Source organism: Curtobacterium sp. ABR8 (genome assembly GCF_057812125.1).
Genome location: NZ_CM173818.1, coordinates 98,605 through 123,544 on the forward strand (window position 1 = coordinate 98,605; position 24,940 = coordinate 123,544).

Genomic DNA, 24,940 nt, shown 5'->3' on the forward strand with positions numbered 1-24,940 from the left:
GCCCCCGGGACCGGACAATCGTCTGCATGCCCACGCCCGACGCCGAGCTCCGTGCACGCATCGTGTCCGGTGCGATCGAGGCGTACCGCGCGACGGACTTCCACCGGGTCGGTCCGGACGAGGTCGCCGAGCACACCGGTGTCCCGGTCGCCGCGGTCAGCCACGCGTTCCCGATGTGGGAACTGCTCGTGGTCGCGGTCATCGACCGGTGGAACAACGGCAGCCGACTCGCGCTGTGGCCGATCGCCGAACGGGAGGGCGCCGTCGCGTACCTCCGGGCCCGGCTCGAGGCCGGCATCACGGACCCGGCCCTCGTCCGGCTCCGGATCGCCGTGCTCAGCGCCGCGTCGAACCCCGATCACCCCGCCGCCGGGTGGTTCCGGACCCAGTACACCCGCGCGTTCGAGGACCTCACCCTCGCCCTGGTCCGTGACGTCGTCGCTGCGCGCGAACCGCGTGGCGCCTCACCCCGGCACGCCGCCGAGCAGCTCTTGGCGCTGTACGAGGGGCTGCAGCTGCAGGCGATGGTCCGCGACGACGCCGAGCCGCTGAGTGGCTTCGACCGCGCCGTCGCCCGGATGCGGGTCGGTTGGACGGGAGCGCGCGTCGACGCCTGACGACGCGGTCCGGGGCACGGACGGGAGGCACGGCGCGGCTTGCGTGCGTCGGCTCGCCCACCTGGCATGGTCGGCCCATGGAGTACACCGACTACGACACCCGGCTCGCCGCGTACGGCGTGATCACGGATGGTGACCGGGTGCTCCTGGCGAAGCTGCGCTTCCCCGAAGCCGGCACGTGGACGCTGCCGGGCGGTGGCGTCGAGTTCGACGAGACCGTCGAGCAGGCCGTCGTGCGCGAGGTCCGCGAGGAGACCGGGTACGAGTCCGAGGTCGGCGCCCTGCTGGGTGTCCGGCACCACGTCGTCCCCGCCGAGCGTCGGATCCACGCCAACGGGCGTCCGATGAAGGCCGTGCAGGTCGTGTTCCGCGCGACGGTCGTCGGCGGTGCACTGCGCGACGAGGTCGACGGATCGACGGACGAGTCGCGGTGGCTGCCCATCGCCGAGCTCCCGCACCACCGGCACGGGCTGCTCGTACCCGTCGCACTGGCGTGGGCCGGCGCGCTCACCCGCTGACGTGGTCCGTCACTCGGCGACGACGCTGAGGACGTTGCCCGACGGATCCGTGAACCAGGCGATGAGCGGCCCGCCCTTCCGGTTCACACCCTTCTCGTCGGTCATGCCCTCGTAGTGCAGGAACGTGATGCCCTTCGCGACGAGCTCGTCCACCGCGGCGTCGACGTCCGGCACCGGGAAGTTCAGCACCGTGAAGGTGGCCGGTTCGTGGGCAGGGCCCTTCGGGTAGACGAGGACGCCGTGGCCGTCGCCGAGCTGCAGGAAGAGCATGCCGTGGTCCTCGGTGACCTCGACCCCCAGGACGTCCTCGTAGAACGCCTTCGCCTCGGGGACATCGCGCACCGAGAACCCGCTGAACGCCTTCGTCGCATCGACCATGCGGCCAGTGAACCACCGCGGTCCGGTGTCGGCGCGCTCTGCCAGGATGGGGCCGTGAGCCACCAGGACAGCAGCGTCGACGAAGCCGTCGAGCGTGCGGTCGAGCTGGCCGCGGCGGGACCGCGGGCGGTGCTCGGCATCGCGGGAGCTCCCGGCGCGGGCAAGTCGACCCTGGCCCGACGCGTGGTCACCGCAGTCGACGAGCGACTCGGGGCCGGCACGGCGGTCCAGGTGCCGATGGACGGCTTCCACCTGTCGAACGCAGCGCTCGACGCCCTCGGCCGACACGACCGCAAGGGGGCCGTCGACACGTTCGACGCCGACGGCTACGTCGCCCTGGTCCGACGACTCGTCGCCGCCGACACCACGGTGTGGGCGCCCGACTTCGACCGCCGCATCGACGAGCCCGTCGCGGGCAGCATCGCCGTCCCGCCGACCGCCCGGCTCGTGGTCTCCGAGGGGAACTACCTGCTCGACGACACCGAACCGTGGGCATCGCTCGGCGACCTGTTCACCGAGACCTGGTTCTGTGCCGTCGACGACGGGGTGCGGGTCGACCGCCTGGTCGGTCGCCACATGCGCCACGGACGCGACCACGACGCCGCGCGCGCCTGGGCGGTGGAGGTCGACGGCGTGAACGCGGCGAGGGTCGCACCCACGGTGATCCGTGCCTCCAGGACGGTGCGGACGTGACCAGCAGACCGACGCGACACCGATCGAAGGAGCGACCATGACCATCGCCATCACCGGAGCGACCGGCAACATCGGGGGCGCGGTCGCACGCGCGCTCGCCGCGGACGGTGTGCCGTTCCGGATGATCGTGCGTGACGCGTCGCGCGCCCCGGAGCTGCCCGGCACCGAGGTCGCGGTCGCGACGTTCGCCGACGCCGAGGCCAGCCGGGCGGCGCTCCAGGGGGTCGACGTGCTCCTGATGGTCTCGGGGGCCGAGGCCGAGGACCGGCTCGACCAGCACCGCACCTTCGTCGCAGCGGCTGCCGAGGCCGGCGTGCGGCACGTCGTCTACACCTCGTTTCTCGGCGCGGCCGAGGACGCGACCTTCACCCTCGGGCGCGACCACTGGGCGACCGAGCAGGCGATCCGCGCGACCGACACGGCACACACGTTCCTGCGGGACAGCTTCTACCTGGACTTCGTCGAGGACCTGGTCGGCGAGGACGGGGTGATCCGTGGGCCGGCAGGCGACGGCGCGATGGCGGCGGTCGCCCGTGCGGACGTCGCTCGGGTCGCGACCACCGTGCTGCGGGACCCGGGAGCACACCTGGACCGCACGTACGAGCTGACCGGGCCGGAAGCGATCACGCTGGCAGAGGCGGCTGCCGTGGTGTCCGAGGTCCGCGGCCGCACGGTGACCTACCACCCGGAGACGCTCGACGAGGCGTACGCGTCGCGGGCGCAGTGGAACCCGGAGCCGTGGCAGGCCGACGCGTGGGTGAGCACCTACACCGCGATCGCCGAGGGGGCGCTCGCACACGTGTCCGGCGACGTCGAGCGGATCACGGGCCGAGCGCCGATGTCCCTGCGCGAGGTGCTCGCCGGCTGACGGGCACGGGCGGGACGAAGCGCAGCGAGCGGGTCAGGAAACGCGACGCGCGGCGATCGTGCCGACGATGCCGAGCGTCAGGACCGACACGAGCACGACGAGCAGCGGTGCCGTCCAGTCCCCGGTCGCCCCGTGCAGCGCCCCGGCGACGAGCGGCCCGGCCGAGCCGAGCAGGTACCCGCCGCCCTGCACGAACGCAGACATCCGACGCGCGTCGGCGTCACTCGACACGATGCGCACGATCACGATGAAGATCACGGTGATGCCGCCGCCCTGGGCCGCACCGCCGAGCACCGACCACAGCAGCCAGAGCTGCGGGGCGAACAGCAGCCCGAGGGGCATCGCCAGCCACAGGGTGCCGACCAGGGCGATGATCGCCGCCGGACGCCACCGGGTCGCGAGCAGCGGGACGCCGAGCGCCCCGACGACGGCCAGGATCTGGAACACCGACGAGCTCGCTCCGGAGGACGCCTTCGAGAACCCGATCTCGTCGTGCAGCAGCGTCGGGATCCAGGCGGTCAGGGCGTAGTACGAGAACGCCTGCCCGCCGAACGCCAGCGTGAGACCCCACGTGATGAGTCGTCGCGCGGGGCGCACCGGCTCGGCAGCGGTCGCCGCTGCGGCCGCGGCAGCAGCCCGGTCGGCGCGGATCGTCCGGATCGCCCCGGTGTCGAGCACCTGGTCGATCGGGCCGGTGATCGGCAGGGGTTCGTCGTCGGAGCGCACCGGGCGGCGCCACGCGGCCCGCGCACCCACCGCGGAGGTCCAGGCGACCCCGGCGATGACCGCGAAGACGGCCCACACCGCGATCGCGACGGGCCAGCCCCACAGCGCCGCCAGGGGAGCGGTCGCCAGCGAGGTGATCATCGACCCGACGTTGAGCGCCGACGTGTAGACGCCGGTGACCAGGCCGACGCGTTCTGGCGAGGTGTCGCGCCGGATGACGACCGGGATCACCACGTTGCCGATCGTGATGCCGATGCCGATCACCGCGGTGCCGATGAGCAGCGCGGCGGACGACGGCATCGACCGCACCACGGTGCCGGCGAGCACGATGACGAGCGACAGGGACACCGCGCGCTCGGGGTCGGCCTTCGCGATGACCCAGCTGGCGAACGGCGTCGCCAGCGCGAAGCAGAGCACCGGGATCGTCGTCAGCAGCCCGGCGATCGTGGCGGTGAGGCCCAGGTCGACACGGACGTCGCCGATGACCGGGGCCGTCGCGACGATCGGGCCGCGGAAGTTCAGGGCGATGAGGACGATGGCGGCGGGCAGCACCCACGCGGCAGCGCGCAGCCCCCGCCTGGCCGCTGCGGTCCGGCCGGTGCCGTCGGTCGCGCCCGTCACGGCAGCAGGATCGGGAGCAGGTCGAGCGGGGTGGCCGCGCTCGCGATGGTGCCCTCGGCCTCGGCGGGGGAGCCGTACCCCCACTCGGCGAAGACCACCGGGACGCCGTGCACCGTGGCACCCTCGACGTCGTGCACCCGGTCGCCGATCAGCACAGGACGGCTGGTGTCGAACCCGCGGGCGTGCAGGCGGCGCAGCGCTTCCTCGACCACGTCGGCCTTGCTCGACCGGACCTCGTCGTCGCTCGCGCCCGTGATGATGTCGATGTCCCCGGTGAGCCCGTAGTGCTCGAGGATGTAGGTCGCCGGCGTCTCGGGCTTGCTCGTCGCGGTCGAGATCGGCAGTCCGGCGTCGTGCAGGGTGCGCAGCACGACGTCGATGCCGGGGAACATCGTCGAGTCGAGGGCGCCGTGCGAGAAGTAGTGCTCGCGGTAGACGGCGAGCGTGTGCTCGGCCTGCGCCTCGTCCATGCCCATCGCGACCCGGAACGTGTCCATGATCGGCGGGCCGACGAACGACATCAGGGTGTCGTGGTCGGGCACCGGGACGCCGACGGTGCGGAAGGTGTGCGTCAGGCTCTCGAGGATGCCCGGCGCGGAGTCGCTGATGGTGCCGTCGAGGTCGAACAGGATGGCGGAGAACGGGCTGGTCATGTCCTGTCCACCCTAGCCGGGCCGTGGCGGCGACCATCCGGGATCCGTCGGCGGCGGGGCGGGGGTGCGCCGCGCCTCCAGACCGGACGGTCCGACGTGGCTCAGAACAGGCGGGTGTGCCCGCCCTCGATGCCGCGCATCGCGTCGTAGTCGAGCACGAGGACGCGGATGCCGCGGTCCTCGGCGAGGGTGCGCGCCTGCGGCGCCACGGTCTGCGCCGCGAGCACGCCCTGCACCGGACGCAGGTGCGGGTCGCGGTTCATGAGCTCGAGGTAGCGCGTGAGCTGCTCGACGGCGTCGATGTTGGCGTTGCGCTTCATCTCGACCGCGACGCTCGCCCCGGCGTCGTCACGAGCGAGGATGTCGACCGGCCCGATGGCGGTCATGTACTCGCGGCGGACCAGCGTGTGACCGTCGCCGAGCAGCTCGATCTGCTCCGCGAGGAGTTGCTGCAGGTGCGCCTCGACCCCGTCCTTCACCAGGCCCGGGTCGACGCCCAGGTCGTGGGTCTCGTCGGACACGACCTCGTACAGGGAGACGATGAGCTTGTCCTGCGTCTTCTTCTGCGTCACCGTCCACACCTGCGTGATGCCGGCGACCGACTGCTCGTCGTCCGGCTCGGTGATCTCGATCGAGCACGGCGGGCTCATCCAGTTCAGCGGCTTGTAGCTGCCACCGTCGGAGTGCACGAGCAGCGATCCGTCCGCCTTGAGCATGAGCAGGCGGGTCGCGAGCGGCAGGTGGGCGGAGAGCCGGCCCGCGTAGTCGACGGAGCACCGGGCGATGACGAGACGCACCCCGGAAGCCTAACCGGCGTGGTGTCGTGACCCGGACCGGGCGCGCGGGCTGTGCACCGCGCACGGATTCACATGCCCGTAACGACGTTCTGCACATGTACGGCGGTCCGACGCCGTCCTACCGTGGCTGACACCCCGATCGGCCCACGCCGACCCCCTCCCCGAGGAGCCACGATGGCCAGCGAGACCGCAGTGTCAGCACCACGAACCCCCCGTTCCGAGTCGGTCGCCGTCGACGACTACTCGCTCAGCCGAGTCCCGATGTCCGCGCGCTACGGCTGGTTCCAGGTCGCCGTGCAGCGCTTCGGGCAGATCTCGGCCCTGTCCCAGTTCCTGCTCGGTGCGACGCTCGGCTTCGGCATGAGCTTCTGGGATGCCTTCTGGGCGATCACCCTCGGCGCCGTGATCCTGGAGATCGTCTCGGTGCTCGTCGGCGTCATCGGCGTGCGCGAGGGGCTCAACACCTCGGTCATCGCCCGCTGGACCGGGTTCGGCAAGGCCGGCTCGGCGCTGGTCGGGCTGGCGATCGGGCTGAGCCTGATCGGCTGGTTCGGCATCCAGTCCGGGGTCTCGGCGGCCGGCCTCGTCGCGATCCTGCCGATCCTGCCCGCGTGGGCGTGGTCGCTCGTGTTCGGGCTGCTCGTCACCGCGATCGTCCTGCGCGGCTTCCACTCCATGCAGTGGCTGGCGAACGTCACCGTGCCGCTGTTCCTGGTGCTCGTCGGCTGGGCGGTCATCGTCGAGCTGAGCCGGCACTCGATCGCCGAGCTCGCCGCGCGTGCCCCGGCCGGTCCGCAGCTGAGCTTCGTCGCCGGCACCACCCTGGTGGCGGGCGGGTTCATCGTCGGTGCGGTGATCACGCCGGACATGACGCGCTTCAACCGGTCGGTCGGCGACGTCGTGAAGCAGACGCTGCTCGGCGTGACGCTCGGCGAGTACGTCATCGGCCTGGCCGGTGTCCTGCTCGCCCACGCCGTCGGCTCCGCGGACATCACCCGCGTGATCACGTCGAGCGTCGGCTGGGTCGGCATCCTCGTGATCCTGCTCGGCACGTTCAAGATCAACGACTGGAACATCTACAGCTCGAGTCTCGGCGTCACGAACTTCATCGACGCGGTGTTCGGCAAGCAGGTGAACCGCGGGCTCGTGACGCTCGTGATGGGCGTCGTCGGTTCGGTGCTCGCCGCGGTCGGGTTCCTCGGGGCCCTCACGCCGTTCCTGTCCGTGCTCGGAGTCGTCTTCCCGCCCATCGCCGGGATCATGGTGGCGGAGTACTTCGTCGTGAAGCGCTGGCGCCGCGAGCTGAGCGACGCCGAGAACATCCCGGCGACCTCGCCCACCTGGGTGCCGGCCACCCTGGTCATCTGGGCGATCGCCTCGCTCATCGGGTACTTCGTCGCCGTCGGCATCCCGTCGATCAACTCCGTGGTCATCGCCTTCGTGCTCTACGTGATCGCCGGCAAGGTCGGGCTGATCCGCGGCGTCGGGGTCAGTCGGACCGAGGCCGCGCCGGCCCCGGCGTCGGCCCCGGCCACCCCTGCCGCCTGACGCAGGTTCCCCGAACGGCCGGTCGCGTCGTCGCGCACCTGATCCGTGTGACGGCGCGGCCGGTCCCCACGAACCACCAGCACCCCACGAACCACCAGCACCCCACGAACCACCAGCACCCCACGAACCACCAGCACCCCACGAACCACCAGCACCCACGAACCACCAGCACCCACGAACCACCAGCCCCCCGAACGACCCCGCACCCGCTCCACCGCACCACCGAAGGGAACCCCATGCGCATCGGCATCGACGTCGGCGGCACCAACACCGACGCCGTCCTGATGGACGGCAGCACCGTCCGAGCGGCGGTCAAGCGGTCCACCACCCCCGACGTCACCTCGGGCATCGTCGCCGCGCTCGACGGCCTGCGCGAGCAGCACGCCTTCGGCCCCACGGACATCGACGGCGTGATGATCGGCACCACCCACTTCATCAACGCCCTGGTCGAGGCACGCGGCCTCGCCCCGACCGCCGCGGTCCGCCTGGGCCTGCCGGCGACGGCGTCACTGCCCCCGTTCACAGACTGGCCCGGGCACCTGGTGTCGGCCGTGCACGCGCAGCCGTTCCTGGCCCACGGCGGCCACGAGTTCGACGGCCGCGTCATCTCGGAGCTCGACCCCGAGGAACTCAAGCGGCACGCCGGTGCCATCGCGGCCGCGGGCATCCGCTCCGTCGCGATCTCGTCGGTGTTCTCCCCGATCAACGACGAGTTCGAGCAGCGCGCGCAGGAGATCATGGCCGCCGAGCTCGGGCCCGACGTGGCGTTCTCGCTGTCGTCCGAGATCGGTCGCATCGGCCTGCTCGAGCGCGAGAACGCGACGATCATCAACGCGGCGCTCCGTGAGCTCGCCGACCGCATCGTGGACGGCCTGTCCGGGTCGGTCACGGGCAGCGGCATCGACGCACCGCTCTTCCTGAGCCAGAACGACGGCACCCTGATGGACGTCGAGTACGCCCGTCGCTACCCGGTCGCGACGTTCGCCTCGGGTCCGACCAACTCGATGCGTGGCGCAGCGGTGCTGTCCGGCTTCGACACCTGCGCCGTCGTCGACGTCGGCGGCACGACGAGCGACGTCGGCGTCCTGACCGCGGGCTTCCCGCGTGAGGCCACGGGCGAGGTCGCCGTCGCCGGCATCCGCACGAACTTCCGGATGCCCGACGTCCTGTCCGTCGGCATCGGCGGCGGCTCCCGCATCCGCGAGGACGGCAGCGTCGTCGGCCCGGACTCCGTCGGGTACCGCCTGACCGAGGAGGGCCTGGTCTTCGGCGGCACCACCCTGACCGCCACCGACGTGGCCGTCCGCGGCGGCCGTGGCGCGATCGGGGACCCGTCGCTCGTCGCCGGGGTGCCGGCCGAGGTCGCCGCCCGCGCGCTCGACGTCATCGCGGAGCGCGTCGCCGACATCGTCGAACGGATGCGCACCTCGTCCGACCCGCTGCCCGTCGTGGCGGTCGGCGGCGGCTCGGTGCTGCTGCCCGACACCCTGCCCGGACTCGGCACCGTGCACCGCCCGGAGCACTACTCGGTCGCCAACGCCATCGGTGCGGCGATCGCGCAGGTCAGCGGCGAGGTCGACAAGGTCTACGCGATCAGCGACGGCCGCCGGTCCGCCGTGGTCGACGAGGCCCGGCAAGAGGCAGTCGACCGTGCCATCGCGGCCGGCGCCGACCCCGGCTCGGTGGACATCGTCGACTTCGACGAGGTCCCGATCCCGTACCTGCCGGGCAACGCGACGCGGATCCGCGCCAAGGCCGTCGGCGACCTGGCGCTCGGGGCGCTGGTCCGATGAGCGCCACGCAGGCCGCGCCCCGCGCCGCAGCCGCGCAAGCCGCGCCCACAGCACCCCTCCTCACCGCCATCGGCGCCGACTGCTCCGCCCTCGCCCGCGGCGCCGCGATCCTCGGCACCGGCGGCGGCGGTGACCCCTACATCGGACGCCTGCTCGCCGAGGCCGCCGTCCGCGCCCACGGCCCGGTCGAGATCGTCCAGGTCGAGGACCTGCCCGACGACGCCGTGGTGCTCTCCGTCGCGATGATCGGCGCTCCCACGGTGATGGTCGAGAAGCTGCCGTCCGCCGGCCAGTTCGCCGAGGCCATCCGCAGCCTGTCGGCGTTCCTCGGGGTCACCCCCACCCACCTGGCCTGCATCGAGGTCGGCGGCGTGAACTCGACGACCCCGATCGTCGCCGCTGCCGAGCTCGGCCTGCCCCTGGTCGACGGCGACGGCATGGGCCGTGCCTTCCCCGAGGTGCAGATGGTGCTGCCGACCCTGTCCGGGGTCAGCGCGACACCGATGGCCCTGGCCGACGAGAAGGGCAACACCGTCGTCTTCGACACGGTGGACAACCGGTGGGCGGAACGGCTCGCCCGCCCGGCGACGGTCGAGATGGGCTGCTCCGCGATCACGGCGCAGTACGCCATGTCCGGCGCGCAGGTGAAGGAGTCGTTCGTGCGCGGCAGCCTGTCGCTGAGCGTCCGGCTCGGCGAGACGCTGGTCCGCGCACGCAGCGAGAACGCCGACCCCGTCACGGCGGTCACCGAGGTGCTCGGCGGCACGGTCGTGTTCGAGGGCAAGGTCGCCGACATCGAGCGCAAGACCGTCACCGGGTTCGCCCGTGGCACGGCCCGCATCGCCGGTTCCGGCAGCAACACCGGCCTGGAGGCGGTGCTCCGGTTCCAGAACGAGCACCTGCTGGTCGAGGTGGCCGGCCAGGTCCGCACCACGGCTCCCGACCTCATCATCACCTTGGACGCCGAGACCGGCGAGCCGATCACCACCGAGGCCCTGCGGTTCGGCGCCCGCATCCGGATCGTCACGGCACCGGCCGACGAGCGCTGGCACTCCCCGGGCGGCCTGCGCCTGGCCGGCCCGCGGTACTTCGGCTACGACACCCCCGCGGTCCGCCACGACGGCACCACGAGCGCGGGGGAACTGAGCACGGGAGCGAACCGATGAGCTGGATCCTCGAAGTCGACGACCTGCCCGACCTGGCCCGCGGCGCCGCGCTGCTCGGCACCGGCGGCGGAGGCGACCCCACCATCGGGATGCTCCTGGTCCGTGCCGCGATCGAACAGCACGGCCCCGTCACGATCCTCGACCCGTCCGAGGTGCCCGACGACGCCCTCGTCATCCCCACCGCGCAGATGGGCGCACCGACCGTGGTGCTCGAACGCATCCCGGCCGGACCGGAACCCCTCGGCGCCCTCCGTCGGCTCGAAGCCCACCTGGGCCGGACGGCGACCGCCACGATGCCCATCGAGTGCGGCGGCATCAACTCGATGATCCCGCTGCTCGTCGGTGCCACCGGTGGCCTACCCGTCGTCGACGCGGACGGCATGGGCCGCGCGTTCCCCGAGCTGCAGATGGAGACGTTCTCGGTCTACGGGGTCCCCGGCAGTCCGCTGGCGATCAGCGACGAGAACGGCCACGGCGTCATCATCGAGACCGGCACGGACAACAAGAAGATGGAGTGGCTCGCCCGCGGGGTCACCATCCGGCTCGGCGGCGTCGCCTACATCGCTGAGTACGCCATGTCCGGCCGCCAGGTGCAGGAGACCGCCGTCCCGCGCACGCTCTCCCTGGCACTCGCCGTCGGTCGGGCCATCCGAATTGCCCGCGAAGCCCACCGCGACCCCATCGACGCGCTCGCCGAGGTCCTCGGCACGACGATCTACACGCACCTGCGCGAGCTGTTCGACGGCAAGGTCGTCGACGTCGAGCGCCGCACGGTCGACGGGTTCGCCCGCGGTCGTGCCACGGTGCAGGGGACCGACGGGTCCGAGCTCGAACTCCGGTTCCAGAACGAGAACCTGGTCGCCCGGCGGGACGGTCAGCTCGTCGCCGTCGTGCCCGACCTGATCTGCGTCCTCGACGCCGAGACCGCCGAGCCGATCACCACCGAACGCCTGCGGTTCGGGCAGCGCGTCCGGGTGATCGGCATCTCGACCCCCGACCTGATGCGGACCCCGGAGGCGCTCGCCGTGTTCGGGCCGTCGTGCTTCGGACTCGACGAACCGTTCGTCCCGGTCGAGGACCTCCACGAGCACGTCCGCCCGGCCGCCCCGGCGGTCGGCTGACAAACGGCCGCGCGCCGACCCCGGCGCCCGGCCCGTGCACCCGACCCCCGGCCCGTGCACCCGACCCCCGGCCCCGGGCTCCGGCCCCGAGACGCGACCACGGCAGCAGAATGGACCCATGGACCAGGGTGAGCGGCGGGGCGGCGGTGGGGCGGGCCTCCAGGCCGACGACGCGACCGTCTTCGGACGCGGCACCGCCCTGCTCGGCTGCGGTGGTGGTGGCCGCGTCGACCACATGGTCAGCGCGCTCCGCTTCGCGCTCGGCGACCGCAGCGTGCCGGTCGTCGACCTCGACGATCCCGCGCTCCGATCGGTGGTGGCGGTCGGGCTGATCGGGTCGACGACCGTGCTCGAGGAGAAGATGCCGAGCGGCGAGGAGCTGCCGGCCGCGCTCGCGGCGGTCGAACGCTGGACGGGCACCCGTGCCGACGCCGTCGTCGCCGCGCAGATCGGCGGCGTGACCGGACCGGCCGCCGCCCTCACCGCACACGCCGCCGGACTGCCGCTCGTCGACGCGGACCTGGTCGGCCGCGCGGTCCCGCGCATCGACCAGCTGTCGGTCTTCGTCGGCCCGACCACGACGATCACGGCAGCGGCGGCCACCACGAGCGGCCTGCGGATCGTCGTCGACGCCCGGCACCCCCACGACGTCGAGACGGTGTGGCGCGAAGCCGTCTCGCACAGCGGCGGCTGGGCGGCCTTCGCGATCGGCCCGGTCCCGGTCGCGCTGCTGCGCGAGCGGGCCGTCGTCGGCAGCGTGCAGCGCGCCCTCCGGATCGGACGCGCAGCGGGCGGCGCACGCGACGCGGCGGAACTCGCCGCGCTCATCGGCGGCCGGGTCGTCGCGCAGGGCCGGGTCATCGACGTCCAGCGTGAGGGGGACGCGCTCGCGTTCGTCCGCAGCAGCCTGGCCATCCGCGACGCCGACACCGGTGCGGTCGCCCGGGTCGAGGCGGGCAGCGAGTACGTGCACTGCCTGGTCGACGGCCGGCCCGTCGCCAGCACCCCGAGCGTGATCACCGTCGTCGACGCCCGGTCGCTCGCGCCCGTGGCGACCGACCGCACGCGGGTCGGCAACGAACTCGCCGTGCTCGTGCTGCCGTCGGCACCGTGGTGGTGGGCGGACCCCGACCGCACCGCGCGCATGGGCCCGCGGGCGTTCGGCATCGACGCGGACGTCGTCCCCGAGGCCGTGGGCCAGGTGCTCGCGTGAACGCCGTCGGCGACCTGCTCCCGCTCCTGCCCTCCGGCACCCGCCTGCTCGTCGGCCCCGGCAGCACCGCGGTCCGGAGCGTCCGCGGGGTCGTGGGGACCCCCGACCAGGTCGGCCGGTCCCTGTCGCAGGGCGACGACGTCGTCGTGCTGCTCACCCCGGTCGACCGCGCGGACGCGCGCTTCGACGTGCTGCTGCGCCGGGCGTCCGCGGCCGGCACCACCCTGCTCGTCGTCGACGGGGCGCTGGAACTCGGACCCGGCACCACGACGCTCGCCGACCGGCTCGGCGTCGCCGTGCTCGCCACCCCGGACCCGTGGGCGACCTCGGTCCGCCTGCACGAACTCATCGGCACCGGGATGGGCCCGGCGTCCCGGGCCGCCCTCGACGCCTCCCGCGTCGCGCTCGACGCCGGCCCCGAACTCGACGACCTGTTCGCCCGGCTCGACCGGTCGCTCGGTCACCCGGTGCGGTTCCTCGACGCGTCGGGCCTGGCGCTCCGCGGAGCCGCCGTCGACGACGCGGCCCGCGCCGTGCTCGTCCGCCGCGCCGGCACCAGCGATGTGCTGACCGCCGAGGGCATCGACGAGACGCTCGTGGCGATCCCGGTCGGCACCGGCATCGGACCGCGCGCCTGGCTGGCCGTCGGCCTGACCGTCCCGATCGCCGCCGAAAAGCAGGTGGTCGCGAGTGCCCTGCAGGTCGCCGCCGTCGCCGTCGGCCACCGGCTGCTGCTCACCAGGCTCGACGACGAGCGCGACGCCCGCTACCGGATGGCGATGCTCGACGAACTCCGTGCGGCCGACGGGGCGCCCGCCCCGCAACTCGTGCAGCGGACCATCGCCGCCGGGTGGCGGCTGGACGCCTGGCACGTCGGCGCACGCGTGGTCGCACGGCAGGGCGTCGACCTGGTCGCGCTCCGCCAGCAGGTCGACGCCGCGGTGCGCGCCGAGGGACTCGACGCGGTCGTCGTCGAACAGGCGGATGGCTGGGTGCTGTGGGTGTCGGAACCCGACGAACCCGGCCGGGAGGCAGTGGCTGACATCGCGGGTCGGCTGCGGCGCGCGCAGAACACGCTCCGCACCACCGTGGAGACCAACGTGGGCGTCGGCAGTCTGCAGGCGGGCCCTGCCGGGCTGGTCCGGACGCTCGGTGAGGCGGGCGACGCCGCCCGTCTGGCCGCCAGCCGTCCGGAGTCGGGGCACTTCGTGCACGTCGACCGGCTCGGGCTCGCGCAGCTGCTGCTCGCGTGGACGCAGACGGACACGTTCCTGCCGGCGTCGCGGCAGTTGCTCGCTCCGCTCGAGCGCGGTGGCGGGGCGCTCCTGACGACGCTCGCCGCGTACCTGGACGCCGAGTCGTCGATCGCCGAGACCGCCGCCGTGCTGGGGGTGCACCGGAACACCGTGTCCGACCGCATCGCGCGGGTGGAGCGGCTGCTCGGGGTCGACCTGTCCGACCCGGAGACCCGGCTCGCCCTGCACCTGGCGACGCGGGCGCGGGCCGGCGACGGCGACTGAGCGCGGGGTGCGTCAGCTGCGGCTGGTCTCGCTCGTCTTGTCGGTCTGGCTGGCCTTCTCGGTCTCGCGCTTCGTTGTCCCGCTCGTCGTGGCGGTCCCGCGGGCGGGCCGGGCGGCGGCACCGGTCTCGCGCGCTGCACCCGAGGCCAGGCCGGCCGCGATGATGAACACGAAGACGATCAGCAGCGCCCCGAGCAGGCCGATCTCCTCACCGAGGAACCCGATCAGCGGCGGCCCGGCCAGGAACGCCACGTAGCCGATCGTCGCGACGGCGCTGACCTTGGCGGCGGCGGTGTGGGGGTCGTCGGCCGCGGCGGACATGCCCATCGGGAAGCCGAGGCTCGCGCCGAGGCCCCAGAGCACGACGCCCACGATCGCGAGCGGCACGTTGTCGATGAAGATGAGCATGCCGAGGCCGACCACCGCGACGGCGGCGCTGATGCGCAGGATCGGCACGCGGCCGAACTTGTCGATCAGCGGGCTGCCGGCGACACGGCCGGCGGTCATCGCGGCGAGGAACACCGTCAGCACGGCAGCACCGCCGGCGTTGTCGAGCCCGTGGCCGTCGATCATCGCGAGGGGCAGCCAGTCGTTCGCGGACCCCTCGGCCAGCGCCATGCCGAGCACGATCACACCGATGAGGATCGTGGAGGGCTGCGCCCAGACCTGCCAGCGGGTGAGCGGCGTCGCGACCGGGCTGGTGTCGGTGGAGACCTGCTCCGCGAACCGGTGCTCGTCCTGGAACTTCGTGACGGCGACGAGCATGGCGGCGCTCGTGATGACGACCAGGACGATGAAGTGCAGGGAGACCGGGACCTCGAGCTTCTCGGCCAGGGCTCCGAGGCCTGCGCCGGCGAGCGTGCCGAGACTGAACGCGGCGTGGAACAGCGGCATGATCGTGCGCCCGCCGGCCTTCTCGGCGGCGGCTCCGGAGACGTTCATCGACACGTCGCACAGGCCGTTGCCGAACCCGAAGGCGATCAGCGCGATCCAGATGGCGGCGAAGCCCCACTCGAGCGTGACCGCGATGCCGGCGAAGACCATGCCGAGCGCCAGGCAGGCGGCGGCCACCTGCACACCACGGCGCGCTCCGAGCTTGGCGACGATGTGGCCCGCGAACGTCAGGCCGGCGATCGAGCCGACGGCCATGCCGAGGACGAGCAGACCCATCTCGAAGGTGCTCGCCCCGAGGGAGTCGCGGACGCTCGGGATCCGGCCGAGCCAGGTCGCGATGTCGAGCCCGGACAGGGTGAACACGACGAACACCGCGATGATCCAGGCCTTCGTGGTCGGGACGGTGCGGGTGGACGGCGTCGTCATGGTGATCCCATCGTGCTTCGTTGCGTGTTCTGAGGCGTGCGTTGCGCTGATCGAATCGATTCGACCGATTGTTCCGGCTACGCTAACCGGCGATGGACGAACCGGCAACAGCACCCGGCGCGTCGCCTTCCCGCGGCGGCGTCGCCCGTCCGTCGCGCCCGACGCTGGCCGCGGTCGCCCGCGCCGCCGGTGTCGCGCCGTCGACGGCCTCGCTCGCGTTCAGCGGCAGCGGCCCGGTGTCCGAGGACGCCAAGGCCCGCGTGCTCGCCGCCGCCGCAGAGCTCGGGTACGGCGGTCCCGATCCCCGTGCGCGTTCGCTCCGTCGAGGGCGTTCCGGCGTGATCGGTGTCGTCATGGACGAGCGTCTGAGCGATGCCTTCCGCGACCCGGTCAACGTCCTGACGCTCGACGGCATCGCCGAGGTCGCCGGGGCCGCGGGCGCTTCACTCTTACTGGTCCGGAGTCCGCTCGATGACGAACAGGGCGCCGGGCCACTCGTCGACGCCCCGATGGACGCCGTCGTGCTCGTCGGGTGCAACGTCCGGATCGACCCGGCCGTCGCGGTGCTGCGGCGTCGGCAGATCCCTGTCGTCGCGATCGAGGCGGACGAGATCGAGGGTGCCGTGCCGGTCCAGCTCGACAACCGGGACGCCTCACGCCGTGCTGCCGAGTACCTGCAGGAGCTCGGCCACCGGGACGTGACCGTCGTGACCCTGCCCCTCGACGCCGCACGCCGCCGTGGTCCGATCGACGCAGCCCGGCAGGACGAGGGCATCGCCTTCACCACGCTCGAACGCCTGCGTGGTGTGCGCCAGGTCTACCCGGACGCCGTCGCGATCGAGACCGCCGGTAGTTCGGTGGAAGAGGGACGTCTCGCCGGCACGGAGCTCTTCGCGCCGGCCGGTCCCCGCCCCACCGCCGTCATCGCGCAGAGTGACCTGATCGCCGTCGGGGTCATCTCGGCCGCTCTCGACGCCGGACTCCGGGTGCCCGAGGATGTCAGCGTCGTCGGGTTCGACGGCATCACGGTGGACGACAGCCTGCTGCACCGGACCCCGATCCGACACCTGACCACGCTCGTGCAGCCGTTCGTGCAGAAGGGCCAAGCGGCAGCCCGTGCTGCCCTGGCGATGCTCGAGGGGGCGGAGCCGCAGCCGGCGTCGTTCCGCTCGGAGCTGCGCGTGGGTGACACGACAGGGCCGCCGCCGACGCTGCGCTGATCCCACGCCGTCCGGAATCCGCCAGACCGGGGCGGCGGTGCAGGCTGGACTGGTTCCGTGAACAGCACGACGACAGCAGCAGCCACCCGCTTCCACTCGCTCCACCGGAACCGGCACCATCCGCTCGTCCTCGCGAACGCGTGGGACGCCGCGAGTGCCCGACTGATCGAGGTCGCCGGTGCCCCGGCCATCGCGACCACCAGCGCGGGTGTCGCATGGTCGCTGGGGTACCCGGACGGCAATGCCCTCCCGCTCCACGAAGCACTCGGCGCGATCACCCGGATCACCGCCGCGGTCTCCGTCCCCGTCACCGTGGACATCGAGGGTGGCTCCGCGGACGCTGCCGACGGGGTGGAGCGCACGGTGGACGCGGTCCTCGGAGCGGGCGCGGTCGGGATCAACATCGAGGACGGCGCGCTGCCACCGAGCGAGCTCGTCGACCGCATCACCGTGGCCCGCCGTGCCGCCGAGCGCGCCGGAGTCCGGCTGTTCGTCAACGCGCGGACCGATGTGCACCTCGCTGGGCTCGTCGCGCCGGACCGGATGCTCGCGGAGTCGATCGACCGCGCGAACCGGTACGTCGACGCCGGGGCCGACGGCGTGTTCGTCCCGGGGGTCGGCGACGTCGACACGATCCGCGCGCTCGTCGAGGCCGTCGGTGCGCCCCTGAACGTGATGGCCGGGCCGGGGTCGCCGATCGTCTCGGAGCTCGCCGCACTCGGCGTCGCGCGCGTCAGCCTCGGCTCCGGGGTCGCGCAGGCCGCGTACGCCGTGGCGCGGCAGGCGGCCACCGAGCTGTTGACCGCGGGGACCTACGACTCCACCGCCCGGGGCGTCGAGTACGGCGAGATGAACGCACTGTCCTGACGGGAGCGGGCGGTCGCCTCGAGGGGCGGTCGCCTCGCTCGGATCACGAGGCGCGATCGGGGCCCGCGTGGGTGGCGAGGAGGCGTGGGTCGCCCACCTTCCGGAGGGGTGACGCGGCCACCCAGACGACGGTGAGGAGCGTGCCGGCGCACCCCAGGGCGATACCCGTGCGGGTGCCGAGGGACTCGCCGACGATGCCCCCGACAGCGGCGCCGATGGCGATGACGCCGTAGGAGAGCCACCGCATCGTGGCGTTGACCCGGCCGAGCAGGTCGTCGGGGGTCCGGAGCTGACGGAGTGTCAACGCGACGACGCTCGACAGTGACGTCCCGGCTCCGTTGATCGCGAAGACGACGACGAGGACCGTGACGACCACGGGCGCCGTCCACGACGCATCGACGACGGGGAGGGCGGCGAGGGCGAGGCACTCGGCCGCGGCGCACCCGACCATGACGGACCCGGCACCGAGACGTCTGACGCTCACCGGCGCGGCAGCCGCGCCGAGGACCGCCCCGACGGCGCCGAGACTGAACACGAGCCCGAGTTGCCCAGCGGTGAGGTCGAGTTCACGAACGGCGTGGACGGTGAAGAGCACCATCACCCACTGGGCGAAGAGGTTGTAGATGCCGGCGAAGCCGACCAGGGACACGAGGTAGCGGTCGCGCTGCACGAACCGCAGCCCGTCCGCCAGGTCGCGCAGAGGGCTCCTGCCCGTGGGGACCGGGTGCCGTTCCGGGGTCGAGATGCCGAGGAGCGCCACGGCCGAGACGACGTAGGTCGCGGCATGGGTGAGCAGTGCCCACGGGGCGGACAGTGCCTGGATGAGCAAGCCGGCGAGGCCGGGGCCTCCGATCTCCGCCGCAGACGCCGTCGCCTGCAACCGACCGTTCGCGCGCTCGAGGTGCTCGCGGCCCGCGACCGTCGGCAAGAACGACTGGTAGCCGACCTCGAACAGGACGGTGAACGCCCCGAGCGCCCCCACCAGGACCACGAGGGTCGGCAACGTGAGCAGGCCGGAGAACGCCAGTGCCACCACGACGATCGTCAGGGTCGCTCGGGCGATGTCGGACGTGACGAGCAGCGGGCGTCGTCGCCGCCTGTCGACCAGGACCCCGAGCGGCAGTGCGAGCAGCAGGAACGGTACCCACCGAGCTGCGCCGAGCAGCCCGACCTCGCCCGCCGACGCGTGCAGCACCAGGACGGCGAGCAAGGGCACCGCGAGTTCGCTGATCTGACCACCGATCGACGACGCTGCCTGGGCGACCCAGAACTTCGCGAAGTCCGGCCCGGTCCGCTCTGACGCAGGACTAATGGGCGCAGGTCGTTTCATGCGTTAGACCCTGGCAGGACATCGCTAATGGTGCAAGAGGCCATCGCGCATTAGGATGACGTGATGACGAAGCCGGCCGTTCGATCGCCGTACCCCGAGGTGGGTGGGCACCCGGCGTTCGACCTCGTCGACACCGTGCACTGGCGTCTGGACGAGGACCGTGCGATCGACACGCTCGCCGCGTTCGAGGACGTCGTGGCGTGGTGTGTGCAGCTGGGCGTCCTGGGACGTGACCCAGAGGGCCTCGACCGTGCTGCACATCAGGCGCCGGACTCGGCCGAGGCCGAACTCCAGGCGGTCATCGCGCTCCGCGAAGCGATCTACGAGGCGGTCTTCGAGTCGTCGACTCCCGCGGTGGACCTGATCGCACGCGAGCACGTCGCGGCACTCGGTCGATCGACCCTGCACCGGGACGCAGGCGCGCCGACGTGGTCCTGGCGCGTCCCTTCTGATCTCTCGGGGCCGCGTGCGGCCATCGCCTTCGCCGCGCACGACCTCCTGACGTCGGACCTCGGCTCCGCGCGGCAGTGCGGCGACGACGCCTGTGGCTGGGTGTACCTGGACACCTCCCCGCGACACAACCGGGTCTGGTGCACCGCCGCAGGCTGCGGGAACCGCAACCGCGTCGCACGGCACCAAGCCAAGAAGAAGCACTGAGGCGCACGCGCGGGGTCGATGCGCTCGGCCCGCGCGTCTGACATGCTGTTTGAGTACACCCGTACTCAAACGGACGGATTCCCTGTGACCCTCATCGCCATCGTCGTCTGCGAGATCGCTTTCTGGATCGCGATCCTGGGCGGCCTGACCGCACGGTACGTCTTCCGCCGCCCGCGACTCGGCACCACGATGCTCGTCGCCGCGCCGGTCGTCGACGCGGTCCTGCTCGTACTCGTCACGATCGATCTGCTGGGCGGCGGGACGGCGTCGTGGCACCACGGGCTCGCGGCGATCTACATCGGAGTCTCGGTCGCGTACGGACACCGGATGATCGCCTGGGCGGACGTCCGGTTCACCCATCGGTTCGCGGGCGGTCCGGCCCCGGAACGACTGTCCGGACTGCGCTACACCGTCCGGTGCTGGGGTGACGTCGTGCGGACCGGGCTCGCCGTCCTGATCGCCGCGGGGATACTCGGTGGCCTCATCGCCCTCGTCGCCGACCCCGAGCGCACGGCCGAACTGCAGGGCACGTTCGCACTGCTCGGTCTGGTCCTCGGCGTCGAGGTGCTCTGGGCGATCAGCTACACGCTCTGGCCGCGCAAGCCGTCTGCAGCGCCCGCGGACCGGCCGTAGGCTGAGTGCGTGCCACGCCGTGTCGACCTCGAGGAGCGAGGCGCGCTCGTCACCGCGGCCTGCCTGCGCATCCTCGAGCGCGACGGACTGGCTGCACTGTCGGTGCGCAACGTGGCCGACGAGGCCGGGATTGCCGCAGCCTCGCTCCGAAGGCTGTTCCCGACGCAGGACGCCCTCCGCGAGCACTGCCTGACGATCATCGAGGAACGGGTCACTGCGCGACTGTCGGCGTTGCACTCGACCGGCCGAGCACGCTCCCTGGACATCCTGGCGCAGGTGCTCCCACTGGACGCCGAACGCACGACGGAGATCCTCGCCCAGGTGCAACTCGGGGTGCTCTCGCGAACCGACGAGCACCTTGCCCGCAGTGCGCGCCGCCTGAACGCCGGCGTCGGCCGGGTCTGCGCACGGGCCATCGACGTCCTGGCGGAGGCCGGTGGGCTCGGCCCCGGACGCGACTCGTCCGACGAGACCGATCGGCTCCACGCCCTGGTCGACGGACTCGCAGTCGAGCACACCTGGGAACCGGCGGCACGCACCCCCGAGCGGGTCATGGCGCTCGTCGGACTCCACCTCGACGGTCTCGGGGACCCACGTTGACGCGTCGACGCGGTGGTGTCGTCGTGCGTGAGGGCGCCCGCTTCGAGTTCGGGTCCCGGACGACGCTGGTCGCATCATCGGCCGGCAGATCGGTATCGTGCTCGACGGACTGCGCGCTGATGGGGCCCGCCGACCGCTGCCCGGAGACCCCATCACCATGACCGAACTGCACGGCATCTTCCAGCACGAGGCCGACCACCCCGTCGAGTGAGGTCGATCTCTCCGGGACGGGCAGGGTCGTCAGCGCCGCCACACCCCCAGGCCCACCACCGCGACCAGGTTCACCGCGCTCCCCACCAGGAACCCCGTCGTCCCACCAGCGACCCCCGCGACGGGTCCGAGCACCGCCATGAGCACCGCTCCGACGACGAACCCGGCGACCGAGGCCAGTGCGACCTGCCGTGAGCGTCCAGCGGCGAGCAACAACGCCGCCGGCACGAGCCCGACGGTGAACACCCACACCGCGACCATCAGGTACCGCAGGTCGGCGACGGCAGCCGTGCCCTCGGCGGGGTAGACGATCGGCAGGAACCACCCGGCGAGCAGCGCGACCAGGCCGAACACGACGGCGGACGCAGCAGCGAACCCGACCACGAGCACCAGCGCCCCGCGTGACCGCAGCGACCCACCGTCCGTCCGGTGCGCGAACGCCGGCACGAGCACCTGACCCAACGCCTGCCCGAGCATCGACGCCGGGGTCGCCAGGGTGAAGGCAGCCGCGTAGACACCGGCGTCGTGCGCCGACGACGTCACCTGCGCCGAGATCATCGTCAACTGCAGCAACCCGTTCGAGGTCACCACCGCCAGCACGTTCCACGCCGCGAACCCGAGCACCCCGGCCGTCGGTTCCGACTCGCCGGAGAGCGCGTTCCCCCGCGGCCAGCACGCGATCGCGAACACCGTGTACCCGATGGCCAGCGGCAGCAGCACGAAGGGCTCGAGGCGGGCGACGCACGCCACCACGAGCAACCCGAGCGCCAGCACGCTCGTCACGGAGTCCCACAGCGCGACCCGTGGTGCCCGGTCGTAGCCGAGCTGCGCACCGCGGGCGTAGCAGTAGAGGCCGTAGCCGACGACGACCGCGGCACCACCGAGCACCATCCCGGGGCCGTTGCCCCAGGCGACCGCGATCGGCACGGTGACCGCGGCGAGCACCACGCTCGACACCAACATCGAGATCCCGAGCAACCGGTTCACCGCGGCGTCCGACCGCCGACCCCGCAACGCGATCGCGAGGAACCGCGACGCGGTGTTGCCCGCGGCGTTCGGCCAGAGCAGCGCGATGAACACCGACAGGGACAGCAGGGCGGTGGTCTGCCCGAGGGTCTCGGTGCCGAACACCCGACCGACGACGACGGTCACGACCAGCTTCGCGACACCCTGCACCCCGATGCCGACCGTGGCGAGCACGGCCGACGACGCCACAGACGACGACGGAGCCACCGGCGCAGAGGGCGCGCCAGGAGAACCAGACCTGCTCACCGCGCCAGCGCCTGTTCCACCCAGCCGCGCCGGTGCGCTCGCCCCCCGAGCGTCACCGCCCGGACCCCGATGTACCCGAGGGCGAAGGCCGCCCACAACCCCGCGAGGGTCCCGCCGGCCCACCACAGCAGCGGCAGGTACACGATCAAGTTCACGCCGCCCGCGATCGCCAGGTACTGCGCATCGCCGGCCCCGATCAGTACCCCGTCGAGCACGAAGACGTACCCGGCAACGGGCATCCCGACCGCGATGAGCACCAGCACGACGGGCAGGGCATCCCGCACCGCCTGCGAGTCCGAGAACACCGGCCCGAGCAGCCCGCTCACGGCCACGGTCAGCACGCCGAGCAGCACACCACCGGCGATCCCGAGCAGCACGAGCCGTCGCGTCACCAGTCGCACCCGCTCCGGGTCACGCCCGCCGAGTCCGTGCCCGACGAGCGCCTGCCCGGCGATCGCCAGGGCGTCGAGCGCGAACGCCAGTGTGGAGAACACGGTCAGCCCGACCTGCGTCGTCGCCAGCCCGGTGGTCCCGAGCCCGGCGGCGGCTCCGACGGTCGCGAGCATCGCGATCCGTAGCGACGCGGTCCGCAGGAACAGCCATGCCCCAGACCGCAGTGCCCGTGCGACGCCCGAGGCGCCGGGCCGCAGCGGCGCCCCCGACGACCGAGCGGCCCGCACGGCGATGCGGACGTAGACGATCGCCATGGCCCACTGCACGATGACGGTGCCGGCGGCAGATCCCTCGACGCCCCAGCCGGCGCCGTAGATCAGGACGGCGTTGAGCAATCCGTTCGCGACGAACCCGACGGTCGCGACGACGAGCGGGGTCTTCGTGTCCTGCAGCCCACGGAGCAGCCCGGTCGAGGCGGTGACGACCAGGATCCCGGGCAGCCCGATGAGCGAGACCGTCAGGTAGGCGGTCGCTGCCGCCGAGACCTCGGGCGACGCACCGAACAGGTCGACGAGCGGCCCGGCGAGCGGCCACCCGACGAGCGCCAGCACCACCCCCAGCACGAGCGCGAGCCACATCCCGTCGATGCCCGCGTGCACGGCGCCGCGACGGTCGCCACCACCGAGCGCCCGTGCCACGGCCGGGGTCGTCGAGTACGCCAGGAACACCAGCAGCCCGGTCACGGTCGACAGCACGGCACTCGCGAGCCCGACGGCCGCCAGCGGCGTCGCCCCGAGGTGCCCGACGAGCGCGGTGTCGGTCAGCAGGAACAGCGGCTCAACCACGAGTGCGCCGAGTGCCGGCACGGCCAAGCGCACGATGTCGCGGTCGACCGCGCGCCGCTCGGCGGTCACAGCGGGTCGCGTCGGTCGGTGCACCGACCCATTCTGTCGGCGATGCCGACCCGTCGTGGTCGGCAGGCGGGGTGAGCGCGACCCCGTGACGGACGCGAGGCCCGTGGCGGCGCCGCCACGGGCCTCCAGCCCGGCCGTCCCCGCCTTCGCGACCAGGGGTCGTTATCGTGGGGCGGGTGAAGCCGAGCAGACGCGAACGTCGTCTCCGCAACGTGCAGACGCTGATCCTCGTCGGCTCGATGCTCGGAGTGGTCGCCCTGGCGGGTCTTGTTGGCTGGCTCGGTGCCCCGCAGTGGGCGGTCGTGCCGTTCGTGAGCATCGGGTACCTCGTCTGCTGGCAGGCGACGCTCATGGCGGTACGGCGTCGCCGGGCGATGTGGAATGACCACGCCGAGCGCCCGCCCACCGGAACGGCGACCGAGACGGATGGGTGAACCGGACGCGGCGTAGACCCTCGTCCACGCCGCGGCGTAGTTGCGCGCCCGTCTCTCGGGCAGCGTCGCGGACAGGCCTATCCGCTCCCGAACGCCTCGTGCACGTGTGGGAGGGCTTCCGGGTTGCCCCACTCCTGCACGTGCGAGCAGTCTGCGTCCGCCCGAGCCGCGACGAGTCCCCAGTTGCCGACGTTCCGGTACGCGTCGTGGTCGCCCGGCCCCGAGGTCGACGCGCCGCCGCCGCCCTGTTGCTCCGGCAGTTGGATCTGCTCGCCGTCGGGGAAGACGAGGGTCTATCAGAGAGGCGTGCCGTCGCTGGGCGTCTCGAGAGGTGAACTGGGTGCGAACGGCCAGTCCACTGGGTAGGCGAGCGGCACCGCCACGATCTGGACGTCGTCCTCGTAGGTGATCCGTCCCGGGTGGACCGTCCGGAGCTCCATCCACGCGACGTCGTACCGATCGAGCAGGTCGAGGTACGCGGCGCTCATCGCGAGCAGGTCGGTCGCGTCCGTCCGGAACCAGGACCGTGCTCCCGGGTTGCGCACCTCGTCGAAGCACTCCGGCTGCACGGTCGAGGGATCCGTGTACAGGCCGTCGGCCCGCCGGTTCGCGGCGGTCAGCCACCGCCGGTCGGCGTCGGTGAGCACACCGGTGTCACGCAGACCGTTGGCGAGCGCGAAGACCCCGGGGAAGCGACCGCGTCGGTTGGGCACCGCGCTCTGGTAGCGGACGAAGGCGGTCATGATGCGACGCTCGCGTAGGTCCGGAACGACGCGCTCGACCCGCGCCGTGACGGACTGGAGGCCCGGGGCGGCGCCGCCCCGCGCCTCCAGTCCGGTGGTCCCACGTCTCGGGCGT

25 protein-coding genes are annotated in these 24,940 nt (G+C 72.6%); 16 read left to right on the forward strand and 9 right to left on the reverse strand.

Annotated features, from left to right (window positions below; translation table 11 throughout):
- Positions 1-26: 26 nt before the first annotated feature.
- Both ACXKZB_RS00450 and ACXKZB_RS00455 read left to right on the forward strand, forming a co-directional pair.
- Positions 27-617 (forward strand): TetR/AcrR family transcriptional regulator, encoded by a 591-nt coding sequence (locus ACXKZB_RS00450; RefSeq protein WP_488824261.1) that lies wholly within the window; start codon positions 27-29, stop codon positions 615-617.
- Positions 618-694: 77 nt separating this feature from the next.
- On the forward strand, positions 695-1,135 hold the full coding sequence (locus ACXKZB_RS00455; RefSeq protein ID WP_123311152.1) for an NUDIX hydrolase: 441 nt from the start codon (positions 695-697) through the stop codon (positions 1,133-1,135).
- 9 nt (positions 1,136-1,144) lie between these two features.
- On the opposite strand, the gene ACXKZB_RS00460 is transcribed toward ACXKZB_RS00455, so the two are convergent.
- Positions 1,145-1,513: a VOC family protein gene (locus tag ACXKZB_RS00460; protein ID WP_488824262.1), complete on the reverse strand. Its 369-nt coding sequence runs from the start codon at positions 1,511-1,513 to the stop codon at positions 1,145-1,147.
- A 54-nt stretch (positions 1,514-1,567) separates the two neighbouring features.
- On the opposite strand from ACXKZB_RS00460, the gene ACXKZB_RS00465 reads away from it, so the two are divergent.
- Together ACXKZB_RS00465 and ACXKZB_RS00470 are read left to right on the forward strand one after the other, a co-directional pair.
- A complete protein-coding gene (locus ACXKZB_RS00465) occupies positions 1,568-2,206 on the forward strand; it encodes a nucleoside/nucleotide kinase family protein (RefSeq protein ID WP_488824263.1) in 639 nt (212 codons plus the stop codon).
- A 37-nt stretch (positions 2,207-2,243) separates the two neighbouring features.
- Positions 2,244-3,074, forward strand: a complete 831-nt coding sequence (locus tag ACXKZB_RS00470) for an SDR family oxidoreductase (protein WP_488824264.1) — start codon at positions 2,244-2,246, stop codon at positions 3,072-3,074.
- Between the two features lie 33 nt (positions 3,075-3,107).
- Here the strand turns inward: ACXKZB_RS00470 and ACXKZB_RS00475 are convergent, their stop codons facing one another.
- From ACXKZB_RS00475 to nucS, 3 genes are all read right to left on the reverse strand, one after another.
- The gene (locus ACXKZB_RS00475) at positions 3,108-4,421 is read right to left on the reverse strand and encodes an MFS transporter (RefSeq protein ID WP_488824265.1); all 1,314 of its coding nucleotides are present in this window, start codon (positions 4,419-4,421) and stop codon (positions 3,108-3,110) included.
- Positions 4,418-5,074 carry an HAD hydrolase-like protein gene (locus ACXKZB_RS00480; protein ID WP_488824266.1) on the reverse strand — a complete coding sequence of 219 codons (657 nt, stop codon included), beginning with the start codon at positions 5,072-5,074 and terminating at the stop codon, positions 4,418-4,420. Before ACXKZB_RS00480 ends, ACXKZB_RS00475 begins: the two co-directional genes overlap by 4 nt.
- A 101-nt stretch (positions 5,075-5,175) precedes the next feature.
- Positions 5,176-5,871, reverse strand: coding sequence for an endonuclease NucS (gene nucS / locus ACXKZB_RS00485; protein ID WP_194649676.1), 696 nt, complete (start codon positions 5,869-5,871; stop codon positions 5,176-5,178).
- A 174-nt stretch (positions 5,872-6,045) separates the two neighbouring features.
- Here nucS and ACXKZB_RS00490 point away from each other — a divergent pair, with 174 nt between their 5' ends.
- The 6 genes from ACXKZB_RS00490 (at position 6,046) to ACXKZB_RS00515 (ending at position 14,232) form a co-directional block, all read left to right on the forward strand.
- Complete coding sequence (locus ACXKZB_RS00490; protein WP_488824267.1) at positions 6,046-7,419, forward strand: purine-cytosine permease family protein; 1,374 nt, start codon at positions 6,046-6,048, stop codon at positions 7,417-7,419.
- A 236-nt stretch (positions 7,420-7,655) separates the two neighbouring features.
- A complete protein-coding gene (locus tag ACXKZB_RS00495) occupies positions 7,656-9,212 on the forward strand; it encodes a hydantoinase/oxoprolinase N-terminal domain-containing protein (protein WP_111028775.1) in 1,557 nt (518 codons plus the stop codon).
- Positions 9,209-10,378, forward strand: coding sequence for an S-methyl thiohydantoin desulfurase family protein (locus ACXKZB_RS00500; RefSeq protein WP_488824268.1), 1,170 nt, complete (start codon positions 9,209-9,211; stop codon positions 10,376-10,378). Before ACXKZB_RS00495 ends, ACXKZB_RS00500 begins: the two co-directional genes overlap by 4 nt.
- Entirely contained in the window at positions 10,375-11,499 is a 1,125-nt protein-coding gene (locus ACXKZB_RS00505) for an S-methyl thiohydantoin desulfurase family protein (RefSeq protein ID WP_488824269.1), read from the forward strand. The genes ACXKZB_RS00500 and ACXKZB_RS00505 overlap by 4 nt, the downstream gene beginning before the upstream one ends.
- Positions 11,500-11,617: 118 nt before the next feature.
- Positions 11,618-12,712, forward strand: coding sequence for a DUF917 domain-containing protein (locus ACXKZB_RS00510; protein WP_488824270.1), 1,095 nt, complete (start codon positions 11,618-11,620; stop codon positions 12,710-12,712).
- Positions 12,709-14,232, forward strand: a complete 1,524-nt coding sequence (locus ACXKZB_RS00515) for a helix-turn-helix domain-containing protein (protein ID WP_488824271.1) — start codon at positions 12,709-12,711, stop codon at positions 14,230-14,232. Before ACXKZB_RS00510 ends, ACXKZB_RS00515 begins: the two co-directional genes overlap by 4 nt.
- Positions 14,233-14,244: 12 nt before the next feature.
- On the opposite strand, the gene ACXKZB_RS00520 is transcribed toward ACXKZB_RS00515, so the two are convergent.
- Positions 14,245-15,666, reverse strand: a complete 1,422-nt coding sequence (locus ACXKZB_RS00520; protein WP_488824272.1) for an MFS transporter — start codon at positions 15,664-15,666, stop codon at positions 14,245-14,247.
- On the opposite strand from ACXKZB_RS00520, the gene ACXKZB_RS00525 reads away from it, so the two are divergent.
- Both ACXKZB_RS00525 and ACXKZB_RS00530 read left to right on the forward strand, forming a co-directional pair.
- A complete protein-coding gene (locus ACXKZB_RS00525; protein ID WP_488824273.1) occupies positions 15,645-16,772 on the forward strand; it encodes a LacI family DNA-binding transcriptional regulator in 1,128 nt (375 codons plus the stop codon). The two genes, ACXKZB_RS00520 and ACXKZB_RS00525, sit on opposite strands and share 22 nt — an antisense overlap.
- 57 nt (positions 16,773-16,829) lie before the next feature.
- Positions 16,830-17,639 carry an isocitrate lyase/PEP mutase family protein gene (locus tag ACXKZB_RS00530; protein WP_488824274.1) on the forward strand — a complete coding sequence of 270 codons (810 nt, stop codon included), beginning with the start codon at positions 16,830-16,832 and terminating at the stop codon, positions 17,637-17,639.
- A 43-nt stretch (positions 17,640-17,682) separates the two neighbouring features.
- Here the strand turns inward: ACXKZB_RS00530 and ACXKZB_RS00535 are convergent, their stop codons facing one another.
- Positions 17,683-18,969 (reverse strand): MFS transporter, encoded by a 1,287-nt coding sequence (locus ACXKZB_RS00535; protein ID WP_488824275.1) that lies wholly within the window; start codon positions 18,967-18,969, stop codon positions 17,683-17,685.
- Positions 18,970-19,032: 63 nt separating this feature from the next.
- On the opposite strand from ACXKZB_RS00535, the gene ACXKZB_RS00540 reads away from it, so the two are divergent.
- From ACXKZB_RS00540 to ACXKZB_RS00550, 3 genes are all read left to right on the forward strand, one after another.
- Positions 19,033-19,626 carry a CGNR zinc finger domain-containing protein gene (locus ACXKZB_RS00540; protein WP_488824276.1) on the forward strand — a complete coding sequence of 198 codons (594 nt, stop codon included), beginning with the start codon at positions 19,033-19,035 and terminating at the stop codon, positions 19,624-19,626.
- 84 nt (positions 19,627-19,710) lie between these two features.
- Positions 19,711-20,259 (forward strand): hypothetical protein, encoded by a 549-nt coding sequence (locus ACXKZB_RS00545; RefSeq protein WP_488824277.1) that lies wholly within the window; start codon positions 19,711-19,713, stop codon positions 20,257-20,259.
- Between the two features lie 9 nt (positions 20,260-20,268).
- Entirely contained in the window at positions 20,269-20,859 is a 591-nt protein-coding gene (locus tag ACXKZB_RS00550; protein ID WP_488824278.1) for a TetR/AcrR family transcriptional regulator, read from the forward strand.
- Between the two features lie 240 nt (positions 20,860-21,099).
- On the opposite strand, the gene ACXKZB_RS00555 is transcribed toward ACXKZB_RS00550, so the two are convergent.
- Together ACXKZB_RS00555 and ACXKZB_RS00560 are read right to left on the reverse strand one after the other, a co-directional pair.
- On the reverse strand, positions 21,100-22,269 hold the full coding sequence (locus tag ACXKZB_RS00555) for a lipopolysaccharide biosynthesis protein (RefSeq protein WP_488824279.1): 1,170 nt from the start codon (positions 22,267-22,269) through the stop codon (positions 21,100-21,102).
- A gap of 68 nt (positions 22,270-22,337) precedes the next feature.
- On the reverse strand, positions 22,338-23,648 hold the full coding sequence (locus tag ACXKZB_RS00560; protein WP_488825937.1) for an MATE family efflux transporter: 1,311 nt from the start codon (positions 23,646-23,648) through the stop codon (positions 22,338-22,340).
- 176 nt (positions 23,649-23,824) lie between these two features.
- Here ACXKZB_RS00560 and ACXKZB_RS00565 point away from each other — a divergent pair, with 176 nt between their 5' ends.
- The gene (locus tag ACXKZB_RS00565) at positions 23,825-24,082 is read left to right on the forward strand and encodes a hypothetical protein (protein WP_488824280.1); all 258 of its coding nucleotides are present in this window, start codon (positions 23,825-23,827) and stop codon (positions 24,080-24,082) included.
- Between the two features lie 296 nt (positions 24,083-24,378).
- Here ACXKZB_RS00565 and ACXKZB_RS00570 read toward each other — a convergent pair whose 3' ends face one another.
- A complete protein-coding gene (locus tag ACXKZB_RS00570; protein ID WP_488824281.1) occupies positions 24,379-24,825 on the reverse strand; it encodes a hypothetical protein in 447 nt (148 codons plus the stop codon).
- Between the last annotated feature and the right edge of the window lie 115 nt (positions 24,826-24,940).